Here is a 13,791-nt window from a genome sequence, read left to right as displayed (position 1 = left end):
ATGCGGACCGGTAGTTCAGTTGGTTAGAATACCGGCCTGTCACGCCGGGGGTCGCGGGTTCGAGTCCCGTCCGGTCCGCCATTTTACTCAGATGCTTTTATATCTCCTTTCAAAATGTACAGTCAGTTATAATCTCGATCTCTCTTGTTATATTTTTGCTCACCACAGCCAAATCACAGTATAAACACACCTTATACCTGATTTATCCACAGGATATCTTTAGCTGCTTTATCTTTTGATTTGTGGGTTCTTCTGCTTTCTCTTATGTTGTTTGTCGTTTTCTTTTCATATTTGTCTCTATTTAAGATCGGCCTGATCTATATTGACCCGGTGCGATACCATGCCAGCGTTTAAAAGCCCGTTGAAATGCTTCTGGTGTGGAAAAGCCCATTAAATAACTGATTTCACCTAATGCCAGCGGGGTATCGCGTACATAACGTGTCGCCAGTCCATTACGTGTTTCATCTAACAACTGCTTAAAGGTAATGCCTTCCTGTTGCAGGCGACGCCTTAGTGTCCAGGGTTCCAGCTGCATTTGTTGGGCAATATCGTTCAGAGTTGGCGTTTTACCCGCCAGATCCATAGCAATTAACTCAGCCACTTGTTGGCGGGTGTTTAATCCTTGTTGTAGTTGATCCAGTTGTTGTTGGCATAGTTGTAACAGTTGCTTATGACTGATGGGATTGGCCAACGGGTTTTTCAGCTGACAGAAGGCATTAGGTAGCCAGAGCGTATTACTGGCCTGAGAGAAATACACAGGAATAGGCAATGTGCGATAGCGATCACTATAAGGGGGTTGCTCAAATTCAATTTCAATCGTTCCACCGGAAGCTTTTACTGCTTTTTCACCGGCAAGATCCAACATAATCTGAAGCCAACCGCTTAAAACTGCATCAACCACAAAGCGGTTGTAGTGGTTATAGGGTGAGATGGAGTAAAACTGAAAGCCCGTCATCCCTTCTTTATGAATAATCTGACTATGTCCACGGCTATTTCTGCTGGATAGTTTTTCGAACTGAATCAATATCGAAAGTACTTGGCCCAAGGTTTCAGCGCTTTGAGCACAATAACCCAATAAGCCAAAGTGATGGCATTGATTATAACGACCCATCAATAAGCCGATATCTTCCCTTCCGGTGAGTTGAATTGCACCATGACCCAGGCGCATATAACGGGGAATACTAATATGACGATCAGGATGACTGCCTAACAGATCTCCAAGCCCAAACTCAGCAAATAGTGGCCAGGGATCAAGCTGACAGCTTTTAATAGCGGCCAGCAGGCTTTGCAGAAAATTAACCTGAATATCACCTAGTTTCATATATTGTCCTGGTTTTCATGGTTTCTGGTACTCCTTGATATCTGAACGTCTCCTAAGAGGTGGTAGGCCATCCTGTTTAGCGCTTTCTTCGATCTATTGTTGAGTATTTTGTTATCTATAGATATTAATCTGTTATTTAAAGATATAGTGTTTATCGCCAGCTAGGCTAAAGTAAAGATAGATAATAAACAACCGTTTGAAACTGCTTGATGGAGCGTGACCGTGACTGCATTAGCTGACAACAACAATAAGCAAAATCCGTATCCAAATTTGCTACAACCTCTGGATCTGGGTTTTGTCACTCTGCCAAACCGTGTTCTGATGGGCTCTATGCACACCAACCTGGAAGAAAGCCCCGGTGGTTTTGAGCGTTTAGCGGTGTTTTATGCTGAGCGTGCCCGTAATGGTGTGGCTCTGATTGTGACCGGTGGTATTGCACCCAATAAAGAGGGTGCAGTATTTGAAGGTTCAGCCAAGTTAACCAATGAAAAAGAAGTCGAACATCATAAGCTGATCACCGAAGCGGTACATAATGAAGGCGGCCGTATCTGTATGCAGATTCTGCACTCTGGTCGTTATGCTTATTCACAGCGTTCCGTTGCACCTTCTGCTATTCAAGCGCCGATTAACCCTTTTTCACCCCATGAATTGACCGGTGAAGAGGTTGAGCAGCAGATCGCAGATTATGTGAACTGTGCTGCGCTGGCTCAGCAAGCCGGTTACGACGGTGTCGAGATCATGGGCTCTGAAGGTTACCTGATCAACCAGTTTATCGCTTCACGGACCAACCAGAGAACCGATGAGTGGGGCGGTAGCTTTGATAACCGTACCCGTTTTGCCACTGAGATTGTGCGTCAGGTGCGTGAGAAAGTGGGCACTGACTTTATTATTATCTTCCGCCTGTCCATGCTGGACCTGGTTGAAGGTGGTAGTGACTGGGAGGAAGTGGTTGAGCTGGGCAAGCGTATCGAAACGGCCGGAGCCACCCTGATCAATACCGGTATCGGCTGGCATGAAGCCCGTGTGCCTACCATTGCTACCAGTGTACCCCGCGCCGCTTTTACCCGTGTGACTCAGCAGATGAAGCAGGTATTGTCGATTCCTCTGATTACCACCAACCGTATTAATACCCCTGAAGTTGCAGAGTCGGTACTGGCAGACGGTCATGCGGATATGGTTTCTATGGCGCGTCCTTTCCTGGCCGATCCTGCCTTTGTTAGCAAGGCCGCTGAAAATCGTGCCGATGAGATCAACACCTGTATCGGCTGTAATCAAGCCTGCCTGGATCATACCTTCCAGATGAAGCTGACCTCCTGTCTGGTGAATCCTCGCGCCTGTCACGAAACTGAGGTTGAAGTGAAGCCTGCCGAAACAGTGAAAAATATCGCCGTCGTTGGTGCAGGTCCAGCCGGTTTGTCAGCGGCCACTATCGCTGCAGAACGCGGTCATAACGTCACTCTGTTTGATGCAGGTTCCGAAATCGGCGGCCAGTTTAACTACGCCAAACGTATTCCGGGTAAAGAAGAATTTTATGAGACCCTGCGCTACTTTAAGCGTCGTATTGAAGTGACAGGTGTCGATCTGAAGCTAAACACGCCAGTGGCAGCGGATGATCTGCAAAGCTTTGATGAGGTAATCCTGGCAACCGGTATCTCACCACGTACACCTGCGATTGAGGGCGTAGAACATCCTAAGGTGATTAGCTATATCGAAGCGATTACCGAAACTAAGCCAATCGGTGAAAAAGTCGCGGTCATTGGTGCCGGTGGTATCGGCTTTGATGTTTCTGAGCTGGTGACGCAGAAAGGTCCTTCGGCCAGTCTGAACATCGACGAGTTTATGAGCGAATGGGGTGTCGATCTTACCGTGCAAAATCGTGGCGGTGTTGAAGGTGTTAGTGCTCACAATCCTGAAGCGGCCCGTCAGGTTTGGTTGTTGCAACGTAAAACCAGTAAACCGGGTGCTGGTCTGGGTAAAACCACCGGTTGGATTCACCGTGCCGCTCTGCAAAAGCGTAATGTAAAAATGCTGGCCGGTTGTGACTATCAGAAAATTGATGATGCAGGTTTGCATCTGACAGTGAATGGCGAAGAACAGCTGCTGCCAGTAGATACCATTATTATCTGTGCCGGTCAGGAACCGCGTCGGGATCTGGAAGAAGGTCTGAAAGCCCTGGGCAAAAATCCGCACCTGATTGGCGGTGCCGATGTTGCCGCAGAGTTGGATGCCAAGCGTGCCATAGATCAGGGTTTACGTCTGGCAGCTACTCTGTAATAGATACCGACTATCTTGACGAGTACCGCAGGCTAGAGAATTTTTGGTTGCGATAAAATCCATTGGAATCAATTTGATTCGGGGAGCCTTGGGGGCTCCCTTTTCTTTTGAGATTGGAATAGTTCTTAGTTTGTAGAAAAAGCCGTTTAGTGGCTTTCGAAAACCTGTTCCAGCGAGTCTGCATTAAGTACATTGCCAGACCATCTTTCGATTTGTTGAGAAGTGGCATTTGAGAGCTTTTGACTAACCCAGCTTGGAAGTTCACCAAAGCGTTGATTAAGTAGCAGAGTTAGGATATTAGCTTCGCCACGTTTAACTGCATCATTAATCAAACTCGCCTCATCTCTAAGTGCTTTCTCACGCACAAACGCCATATGGCGGGTTTCTTCATCGGCACTGAGTTGCTTAAGCTTTTCCATGGCTTGTTGAACCGGTTCATAGTCAATGTTTGCCATTATGTGCTCCTCCTGCCAGTGTTCAAAGAAAGTGATCAGCGCCTGTAAAGACTCAGAGCATACCTGAAGTCTGTCGGCTTTACGCAGTTCGATAATATTGAGCTGCAGCTCATCACCTAATTTTACCTCAGGTAAGACACTATCGCGCATTTCAAAACACCAGAGTGCCAGATTTTGCTGTTCTGGCTGCTGAAACAGATCAAAATCCAGTGGACGTGAGCTTATAGGGAGGCGGGTTGGTAGTGTTGTCTGCTGTGCAATATCATGCGTTTTCTGATGTTGTTTTTCATTGTTTTTTATATAAAAAAACAAATATTGCGAACTTATATGTCTTGTTACTTTGGCTTGGGTGTGCTGATATACTATTAACTAATTGATGTTGAACGTTTTTGTATTTAGTATCTTGCTAGTTATCAGTGCTTTAGATAGGCGGTTGAAATGACAGGCAATCAGGAAAAAGATCAGGACCTTTTTGTACCATTAGCAGATGTTGTTGCTGGTATTCGTAAAGAGTTACTAAAGGCCCAGGATGGGAAAGACCCTAATCTAGATCTGCAAGTTGGTGATATTGAAATAGAGCTGACTTCAGCCGTAACTAGAGAAAAAGGTGGTAAGTTCTCTTTGAAAGTACCTTTTTGGGATACAGGTATAGAAGCAAATGGCAAACATAATGCTATTTGTACCCAGAAAATAAAAATGACTTTAAAAGCAATGCAGAAAGATCCCGAAACAGGGGTAAGTAAACCTATGGACCTGAACGATGATGAAGCAGGGGATGAAGAAGACTAATCAGGTATAAATATGGATAATCGCTGGGTCGCAAAGCTAAAAATAAAAAAAGAGAATGGAAAATATAGGGTGGGTACGGCATACCCTATTGGGGATAGGTTACTTATTACCGCAAACCATGTATTACCAGAAGATAATGCTATTTTATTAGGCTCCAAGGTTATTTGGAAAAATAATGATGAAAGTGTAGCTATATGTAAAGGTGAAATATTAGAAAAAATATTTTCTGATGTTGCTAAAGATATAGCTATCATTTTATGTAGTAAGTTTCCTGATTATACGCCGGGCTATGCAAAAGTTTTAAGGCGATACCCAATTGCTGATAAACCATGGGATAGTTATGGCTTTCCCCGGTCATCTAGAAAAAGTGATGCAGGACAAAGGCTGGGGGAAACAGAAAAAGGTAAATTTTTTGATCATGACGAACATGACTATATACAAAAGCTTGAAGTAGTTGGAAAATCTAGGTGTGAATTCTGGCGGGGAATGTCAGGTGCTCCAATAATTGATAGAGAGACACAAAAGCTGGCTGCTATTATTATTTCAACGCCTTCTACCTATAAAGATGAAAATGGAAAAGAGCTAGCGGTTAGTGATAGCACGCTTTATTCTGTTTCCATTCCCTATCTAATAGAAAAAATACCTGAGTTTGAACTGCTGATATCATCTGATAGTTGTGAAGATGGCAAACGTTACTACAATCAAATAATAGAAGTCTTTGATAAGCATAATGATACGGTGTTTTTGGAGGTGTTTGATCAGTTTTTTGTTGGTCGAAATGGAGCCTCAGGAGAACATTATTGTAATGAGATAAATCATAACTGGGCTAGTGCATTGGATCAGTTTTTGGATTTTTCTAGTAAGCTGATAAAGAGTCGCTATTCGGGTGTCATAAGCTTTGTTAGCGAAATATTAAAGTGCTCAGTTGCATACCTGTATCACGCTGGGTTAGTAGAGTGCAAACATGAAAGTGAAGCTTGCTCTACCTTGGCTATATTGGAAATTAAATTATCTCATCTTTATGATCTCTTGCCTGAGTTACAGGTGAGAGAAAATGAAAATAACCTGGAAAAAGTGAAAGGTGTTAGAGCGATAACCTGCAGAGAAATTAATGTAGAGGCCGGGTTTATAGATGATGATATTGCTAATGAAATCGTTGCAACAATTGATAAGGCAACCAGCCTGTTACATGAAAAGGTAAATGGCAGTAGATTAAGTTTAGCTGATAGTAGTAACAAAAAAATTGCTGATATGCTTAATAAGCAGATTAAACGTAAGCATAAGAGAAAGACCGGCTTTTATTACCTAGCTCGAAATCTTAGTGATAGAAAATCCCTCATCGATGATAGTGTGAAGCTAAAGCTGGAAGAGAAGCTTCCTGATGTACCTATTGGTGAGTATGACTTAAGTCCGACAGAGGATGAAATGGAGTTGATCAATATCATTATGGACTTTCATGAATTGTTAAATGGAGCTGAACAGTGAAAATTCTCAAAGAGTTTAAACCCGGTCAAGAGATAGAAATCCCCACCTGCGGCTCCTGGCCTAACAGCTCATACCTGTTATGCAAAGACTCCGCCTATGCCTTAGAAATGGCTTTAGCTACAGGCCGCCCATTGTTAGTAAAAGGCGAACCGGGTTTGGGGAAAAGTTATCTAGCCCGTGCAGCTGCTGCCGAGTTGGGTAGAGCTTTTATTGCCGAAGTGATTAACGTAAATACCGAAGGGCAGGATCTATTGTGGCGTATGGATCTGGTTTCTCGTTTAAATGACGCCCAGCTTGGCAGTGATTTCTGTGCAGTTAACGAAGACGAAACTCAGTCTGAAAGCTCAGATCTACAAAAGGAAAGTACAAACCCGAAAGCTGATAAGACTATCGTAAAAAGAGGCGATGCCCTAAACCCCAATAACTATCTCAACCCCGGTGTATTGTGGTGGGCGTTTAACTGGCAACACGCTTCAGTGCAATACGAAAAATGCCGCCACAAGGTCTTTAAGCCCAAAATGGCAGATGAAGAGAAAGCCGATCAAGGCGTGGTACTACTGATCGACGAGATTGATAAAGCTGACCCCTCTCTACCGAATAGCTTGCTGGAAGTATTGGGTAATGGCGGTTTTACCGTACCTCAAACCGGTGACACCATTCATACCGAAGATAAGGCAAAGCAGCCTTTAGTCATTATCACCACCAATGATGAGCGTGAATTGCCTCCAGCCTTCCTGCGCCGCTGTTTGGTTCTGCATCTGAAAATTGATAAAGACAACACCGAAGAGTGGTTAGCCCAGCGGGCTCGTGTTCACTTTGATCAAGATGCTTGTAGCGATGAGGTATTAAGCAAAGCCGCCCAGCAGCTGATTGAAGACCGACAAAAGGCTTTGGCTGTGAAGCCGGGTTTGGCCGAGTATCTTGATCTGTTATCCGCATTGGATGAAATGGTTGATATAAAAGGTGAGCCCGAACGCTCCAATGAGCAGTTGAGTCTGCTACAAAATATCCAGAAATTTGTGCTCAATAAGGCAAACTAATGGCGACCAAATATCAGGCGAAGGGTGCTCAGTGTTATCGCGGAGAACTGGTACGTGCTTTAGCGCGTTCAGGGCAGAATGATCTGCCAGATAATGTGCTTAAGACACTGGGATTTGAGCGTATAGATGCTGTCCCCACTTTGGATGATTTACTATCCCTATTGCCTGAAATGCCTTTCGAGGATAACTCGCCAGATACAGAGGTCACAGATCAAGAGCTGATTGATCAGATAGAAACCGAGAATGAAGAGACAGATTTTAACTGGTCTTTTCTGGCGCTGAATTCTGTAGAAGTGTATGGCGATCTGAAACAAAGTCCTGAGCAGAAAATCAACCATATCATTGGTGAGCAAGGCCTTACCGATGATGATCTTGCCATTGATAGCAGTGCAGAAACGATACCCTTTCAGCCCATATTCAATAAAAGCCGTCAACGGGATTTTATCCGCCGCTTTTTAACTCATAACCTGGGTAAGCGCTTAGATATTAAACGCCTTATCCGCCAGGTTTCTCAATGCCAACCACTGTATTCTCTGCCCTATCAACGTCATCAAGTACCAGCCAGTCGTTTATATGTTTTAGCCGATACCAGTAACCGCTTGATCAACTATCACTATGATATGGCCCTGTTATGTCAGGGTATTATCAAGGTAATGGGCGCAATGGGGTTGGAGATCAGGGAGTTTAAAGATCTACCAGGCGAGAGTTATAACCTTTGGCCGTTAGGTAAAAACGATCACGAAGACGACAGCTACCGGGATAGTTGGCAAAGGCTGGATAGTGATGCCGAAGTGCTGATCCTAAGTGATATGGGGCAATTAACAGACGCCGATAGCCGTACTCGTCGTAGCTGGTTAAGCTTTTTACAGCACCTTAATCAACAGGGTATCGTACCAGTTGCATTAAGCCCAATTCCCCAGAGTTACCAATGCTCGCGTATTAGACAATACGTTAAACAGGTCATCTGGTGTAATCGTGGCCCGCTTGTGGCTAATCCCAGCCTTGTTGCTAAAGACAAGACATTGTCTGATGTACAGCGTGTCTTGTCTGCACTGTCTATTACCACTCATATAGAACCTGAGTTATTGCGTGAAGTGATCCAGTTATTGGATCTTGAATCAGGTATAGAAGCCCTGATCGCAAACCATCCAGAGATTCAATTTGGCTACACGGCATTAGCCATCAAGGCAGATCGAAAAGAATACTATCAGCAGCTTTTTGCCCAAGAAAAACATAACCTTCGCAATGCAGTACTAAACTGCATCGCAAAACATCACCGTAATCAATTTAAAGGTGTATGGGCGGAAGAGCTGATTAACTTGGATGCTATAACAGGTTTGGCTAGCAAGGATTGGCAAGCTGAAATTGATTGGGCAAAGGGGTTTATGCAGCGCCTTGCTCATACCTCTTACTCAGGTCAAAGCAGTAATCTTACAAGCTATGCCCACCGCCACCTTTCCCGGTTATCTACCAGTAGCAAAAAAGAGAATGACTACGCTACAGTGCTCTACGTTGCAGCAGAACAGGAGCGCATTAAGCAAGGTCAGTCAATTCCACCGGAATATAACACTGATATTATCCAGTCGTTAACGGCAGAACAGTCAGGCACTTACCACCTTGAAGTTTGGCTATTGGGCTCTGATGTGTGGTTAAGGAAGAAAGATTACGTTAATGAGGTTGAGAGTGATCTTACTCGGGGCGTCAGGATTGATGAGTTTGACTGTTACAGATCCCGTTTATTTTATAGTGACGATGAGAAAAGGCTTTTTATTGAGTTTGCTTCTCTCGCGGACTACAAGTTACCGGTTACTGAGGGGCATTATGGTCTTCAAAGCTTTTTGCTAGACACTGGTGTAGAAAAAAGGGCCTATAAGCCAATCGAAAAGCCAACTTGGGCTAATCAAATTGGTTTTCTCAATCACAGCTTAAAAGCAGGGTTAACCCTTAATGGGGCTGACTTTACAATGGTGTATGGGGGGGAGATTTCTAAAGTAGATATGCCGCTTCAACCCTCTAAAGAAATCCCTTCAGAATCATTTTCTACAGTTCGAGAGGATGAAGCTCACATAACCCATGGCCTCGGTGTAACCGGTAAGGTTAGTGGAAAATTGACACGTGAATCCTTTTCTATGTGGCGACAAGATCTGGTTTCAGATCAGCTGTTAAATGATACCGTTAGTCTTAACAGCGACCAATACGGCCTTTATGCGGACCTTAATCTCTTTGGCATTACCCAACGCTTCCGTTATATCGAGCCCGGTACTTTTATGATGGGTTCTCCCGCTGAAGAAGCAGAACGAGAAGATAATGAAACCCAACACCAGGTCACTTTAACTCAGGGCTACTGGCTGGCAGATACCTGTACCACACAAGCATTGTGGCAAGCGGTTATGGGCGATAACCCCAGCCATTTTGAAGGTGAACAGAACCCGGTGGATTCAGTCAGTTGGCTCAATTGCTGGCAGTTTATCCAGAAGGTCAAAGCCCAATATCCCGCGCTTAACATCAGCTTACCGACAGAAGCGCAATGGGAATATGCTTGTCGGGCGGGGACCACAACACCTTTTAGTTTTGGTGAGCAGATCCACTCGGAACAGGTGAACTTTGATGGTTCCAGTCCTTATAACCAAGGCGAAAAAAGCCAAGACCGTGGGAAAACAGTACCCGTGAAAAGCTTACCGGAGAATCCTTGGGGGTTGTATGAGATGCACGGTAATCTCTGGGAATGGTGTCAGGATAATGGTCTGCGAAAGTATCAAGCTGGCAGTGCTGTAAGTGATCCAGGCCAACAGGAGTTCGGCTGGTTAAATAAAGATGAAGCAGTATGGCATCCTAGCCGCGGCGGCTCCTGGGCTGTTAACGGCCGTCACTGCCGTTCGGCCTGCCGCTTCGATGACCCGGCAGATCTCTGTCACGGCGTCATCGGCTTTCGTTTGACCCTAGGTCTTGAGTTGCCGAGCTGAAAGCCAGTAAGGACTAATTGAAGAAAAGAATGAGCCAAAGGGGTCTTGGTATAAATAGCTTCTAGATGAGCGGAAGAATTGGGGAAGCAGAGCTAAGAAACTTCATGAATAAGGACTTTTACTATGTCTAGACACCCCAAAGCTCCACCCATATTTCCCGCACCTTGGGCTAAGGAATGGGGGCAGGATCAATACGGGTTATGGATGAGCCTGTGTTACAAAGGCATTGATTACATCTTCCGCTGGATTCCACCGGGCCGTTTTATGATGGGTTCACCTGAAGATGAGAAAGGCCGATTTAACTGGGAAGATCTACATCAAGTCACTTTTACCGAAGGCTTTTGGCTGGGGGATTTCCCGGTTACTCAAGCGTTATATCAGGCCGTGATGGGCGAGAACCCCAGTAAGTTTCAACAAGCAGAAAATAGCACTCTTCTACCGGTTGAAACGGTCAGTTGGCTAGATGCTCAAAAATTTATTGCAACACTGAATCAAGCTCACCCTGCGCTTAATGCTTATCTGCCCATGGAAAGCCAGTGGGAGTATGCTTGCCGGGCGGGTACAGACAGCGCTTTCTGGTTTGGTGATTCGTTGGATTTGTCATGGGTGAACTATGATGGAGAGTGGAATTGGGGAGAGAAAACAGAATGGGATAATCCTGAGCAGGCGCGCAAGCAAACCAATGCCAAGGGGGATTATCCGGTAAACCCCTGGGGGTTATACGATATGCACGGTAATGTCTGGGAGTGGTGCTTAGATCCTTGGCAGGAAAATTTAGGTATAGAGCCTATTCGTGTAACGGTCGGTCAGGATCAACCAGAACTGCAAAATCAGTCGCTGCAATTGGTAGCGCAGGCTCACCAGAGTAGTGAGGAAGAAGAACAAGAGCAGAAAAAACAGCAGAGCTTTGTTGGCCGTGGCGGCTCCTGGTCTTATGACGGCCGTCGCTGCCGTTCGGCCTACCGCAACCGCGACCCGGCTGGTCACCGTAGCGACAGCATCGGCTTTCGTTTGTCCCTGGGTCCTGAGCTACAGTGAGGCGTAGCCGAAAAGGCCGCAAGCCCAGGTTCGGGCCGGTGAGCGTAGCGGAGCAGCGAATAGGCCTGATACCGGGTGCCGCGGCGGAAATTTTTACTGTAACTTACTGGCAACCAATCTATTTAAGCTAATACCAGATTCAGCGGCTTGCATTGCCAATAGGCGGTGGGTTTCCGGTGGAATGCGTACCATAAACTTGCCGCTGTATTGCTTTGTTGAAATCACTTCGGGAATGGTTTCATTATTGGCCTGCATATCTTCAACGCAGTCACTCACTAATTGACGTATGCCTGACAAAGCGGCTTCTGGGCTATCAGCCAGCCAGCTTAAGCTGGGGAACTCTGTACATAGCCCGACATGTTCCTGATCTTCTTCCGACCAGATCACGCGATAGGCATAGTGGTCAACAAAGTTAGCCATGTTTTGTTTCCTCCAGACGTTTAATAGCCAGTAGCACCTGTTTGACCTGATAAGGCTTTGCTTTGCCTTTGGTGTTTTGGATATTTACTCTGGGATCTCCGGGCCAAGGCGTTTTATACACTCTATGACTAGAGCCTGATTGTCTGGCTGGGCCAAAGTAGAGATCACATATTTTGCATAGATCTGAGAAACGCACATCTTGAGGGCTGTTTCTCATCTGCTTAAGAATATCCTTAGGTTTTACATTGCTATTATAGTATCAATATCGATACTGCCTCCATGCTTAAATGCCTTGTGGATTATCTACCCTACAACTCTATCCACTACCTCAACCTCAACCCGATTCCTTCCCTTGGCTTTTGCGCGATACATCGCATCATCAGCGCGTTTAAATAGGGTATGGAAACTATCATCGTTATTCGCCTGAGCAACACCAAAGCTGGCGGTGCAGTGTACCGGGCCTTGATCTGTGTCGATGCTGATTTCCTCGATTTTACTTCTTAGGCGTTCAGCCAGTAATTGAGCTTGTTCCAGGCTGGTATCGGGTAAGACGGCAGCAAACTCTTCGCCGCCTAAACGGCCGTTGATATCACTGGTGCGTAGGGTGTTTTTTAGTGTGCTGCCCAGTTGTTGTAATACCTGATCGCCGACATGGTGGCCGTAGTGGTCGTTGATGTGTTTAAAGTGATCGGCGTCCAGCATAATCACTGACAGCGGATTATTATGGCGTTTAAAGTGGGCAAAGCAGATCTCGGCTTTTTCGGTAAAGTCGCGGCGGTTAGAGACGCCGGTGAGCATATCGACACGGGCCAGTTGCTCTGCTTCGCTTTTCATCCGTTCCAGTTCTTTCAGGTGGCGCAATACCGACCAGTAGCTGTATAGACCAAAAGCAGCCAGTAACAGGATCAGGAACAGGGCTACAAGGATAATACCTGTGCGTTGTCGCCAGTTGGCCTGCCACTCTTGGTGGGCTGCGCCGATGATAATCAGAAAGGGTAGGTCATCAACGTTGCGAAGGATAAACAGGCGTTTCAGGCCATCTACTGGGGAGTCTATATCCAAAAACATATGGCTCTGTCGGGTTTTGAGAAAGGCTTCGGCATGGGGTTGGTGAATTCTGCTGCCGATTTTTTCTGGGACGGCAGGTTTACGCGCTAGCAAGGTTAGGTTGCTATCAAAGATGGTGATATTGCTTTGCTTACCGTAATTCAGCGGTGTCATCAGGTCGGCAAAAAAGCTGGGGTTGATGGCGAGGGCAGCCATGCCTTTAAAGCCGGGCTGGTCAAAATCAAACTTGCGCCCTTGGGTGATATTCAGCTGGCCATTATTGGCGGTATAAGCCTGACTGACGACGGTCTTGCGCTCGGGTTCGGTCATCATGGCTTTGCAGTAATCTCTGTCACTGGCATCAAAGCCATCTTTGGCGTTGGTATGGGTCACCAGGCATTGGCTGTTAAACAGTCCCATTAACATGCCATTGGGCAGAGTGCTGAGCTTATCCCGCAGAAAGGCTTTTCGTTTGGCGTGTTGTTCCGGGTCTTTGGGTGGGTAATGTAGTTCGCTCAGATCCACCTGGCTGATGACATCACGCAGTAAGTAGTCAGAGCTGGTAAAGCCGCCCTTGATCCATTCGGCAATCAGAAAGCTGTCGTTTTCCAGCCGGGTTTTAATCTGCTGATGAGCATCCTGATAGGAGCTGTAGATGTAATAGACAGATAAGCACAGGGCAAAAAGTGCAAATAGCAGAGAAAGTAGCAGGCTTTTTCGATGGGCGTGCGTCATTAGCTTGATCCGTACAGCCTGAGTCCAGGCTTTATCTTGTTCGTCATTGTTGTGTCGGGGTATATCAGATTTTTGGCAAGTAAAATATTAGCCATTGAACTACGATTTTTTAACGCAGACTCTTTGAAAACTCTTCTTGCAGATCAGCCTTTAAATTACTGTCTTTGAAGGTTTAGCCTCTTAAATCAGCAACCCTTTTCATTGATAATAGAAGGTCTTAGATA

Annotated in this window: 11 protein-coding genes and 1 tRNA gene; 7 read left to right on the top strand and 5 right to left on the bottom strand. The window is 45.6% G+C overall.

Annotated elements, in window-relative coordinates; genetic code table 11:
• Positions 1 to 4 precede the first annotated feature (4 nt).
• Positions 5 to 81: transfer RNA gene (locus H579_RS0122980), tRNA-Asp, on the top strand.
• Positions 82 to 301: 220 nt separating this feature from the next.
• On the opposite strand, the gene H579_RS0122975 is transcribed toward H579_RS0122980, so the two are convergent.
• Complete coding sequence (locus H579_RS0122975; protein WP_028302596.1) at positions 302 to 1,321, bottom strand: AraC family transcriptional regulator; 1,020 nt, start codon at positions 1,319 to 1,321, stop codon at positions 302 to 304.
• 222 nt (positions 1,322 to 1,543) lie between these two features.
• Here H579_RS0122975 and H579_RS0122970 point away from each other — a divergent pair, with 222 nt between their 5' ends.
• Positions 1,544 to 3,595 (top strand): NADPH-dependent 2,4-dienoyl-CoA reductase, encoded by a 2,052-nt coding sequence (locus tag H579_RS0122970; RefSeq protein WP_051228286.1) that lies wholly within the window; start codon positions 1,544 to 1,546, stop codon positions 3,593 to 3,595.
• 146 nt (positions 3,596 to 3,741) lie between these two features.
• On the opposite strand, the gene H579_RS27325 is transcribed toward H579_RS0122970, so the two are convergent.
• The gene (locus H579_RS27325) at positions 3,742 to 4,200 is read right to left on the bottom strand and encodes a hypothetical protein (RefSeq protein WP_157834695.1); all 459 of its coding nucleotides are present in this window, start codon (positions 4,198 to 4,200) and stop codon (positions 3,742 to 3,744) included.
• A gap of 288 nt (positions 4,201 to 4,488) precedes the next feature.
• On the opposite strand from H579_RS27325, the gene H579_RS0122960 reads away from it, so the two are divergent.
• The 5 genes from H579_RS0122960 to H579_RS0122940 all read left to right on the top strand — a co-directional run bounded on the left by H579_RS0122960 (position 4,489) and on the right by H579_RS0122940 (position 11,365).
• Positions 4,489 to 4,839: a trypco2 family protein gene (locus tag H579_RS0122960; protein ID WP_028302594.1), complete on the top strand. Its 351-nt coding sequence runs from the start codon at positions 4,489 to 4,491 to the stop codon at positions 4,837 to 4,839.
• A gap of 12 nt (positions 4,840 to 4,851) precedes the next feature.
• The gene (locus H579_RS0122955) at positions 4,852 to 6,324 is read left to right on the top strand and encodes a trypsin-like serine peptidase (protein ID WP_028302593.1); all 1,473 of its coding nucleotides are present in this window, start codon (positions 4,852 to 4,854) and stop codon (positions 6,322 to 6,324) included.
• Entirely contained in the window at positions 6,321 to 7,364 is a 1,044-nt protein-coding gene (locus tag H579_RS27320; protein WP_051228282.1) for an AAA family ATPase, read from the top strand. Before H579_RS0122955 ends, H579_RS27320 begins: the two co-directional genes overlap by 4 nt.
• Positions 7,364 to 10,327: a formylglycine-generating enzyme family protein gene (locus H579_RS29555; RefSeq protein WP_051228280.1), complete on the top strand. Its 2,964-nt coding sequence runs from the start codon at positions 7,364 to 7,366 to the stop codon at positions 10,325 to 10,327. Before H579_RS27320 ends, H579_RS29555 begins: the two co-directional genes overlap by 1 nt.
• 123 nt (positions 10,328 to 10,450) lie before the next feature.
• Entirely contained in the window at positions 10,451 to 11,365 is a 915-nt protein-coding gene (locus tag H579_RS0122940) for a formylglycine-generating enzyme family protein (protein WP_028302592.1), read from the top strand.
• Between the two features lie 93 nt (positions 11,366 to 11,458).
• On the opposite strand, the gene H579_RS0122935 is transcribed toward H579_RS0122940, so the two are convergent.
• The 3 genes from H579_RS0122935 to H579_RS0122925 all read right to left on the bottom strand — a co-directional run bounded on the left by H579_RS0122935 (position 11,459) and on the right by H579_RS0122925 (position 13,567).
• A complete protein-coding gene (locus tag H579_RS0122935) occupies positions 11,459 to 11,785 on the bottom strand; it encodes a type II toxin-antitoxin system HicB family antitoxin (protein WP_028302591.1) in 327 nt (108 codons plus the stop codon).
• On the bottom strand, positions 11,778 to 12,002 hold the full coding sequence (locus H579_RS0122930) for a toxin HicA (RefSeq protein WP_036567317.1): 225 nt from the start codon (positions 12,000 to 12,002) through the stop codon (positions 11,778 to 11,780). Before H579_RS0122930 ends, H579_RS0122935 begins: the two co-directional genes overlap by 8 nt.
• A gap of 86 nt (positions 12,003 to 12,088) precedes the next feature.
• Positions 12,089 to 13,567 (bottom strand): sensor domain-containing diguanylate cyclase, encoded by a 1,479-nt coding sequence (locus H579_RS0122925; RefSeq protein WP_028302589.1) that lies wholly within the window; start codon positions 13,565 to 13,567, stop codon positions 12,089 to 12,091.
• Positions 13,568 to 13,791: the final 224 nt, after the last annotated feature.

The sequence above is a fragment of the Oceanospirillum beijerinckii DSM 7166 genome (assembly GCF_000422425.1).
Taxonomy (GTDB): domain Bacteria; phylum Pseudomonadota; class Gammaproteobacteria; order Pseudomonadales; family Halomonadaceae; genus Oceanospirillum; species Oceanospirillum beijerinckii.
Note: the sequence above shows the minus strand (reverse complement) of the source record. Positions and strands in the feature narration are given on the sequence as shown.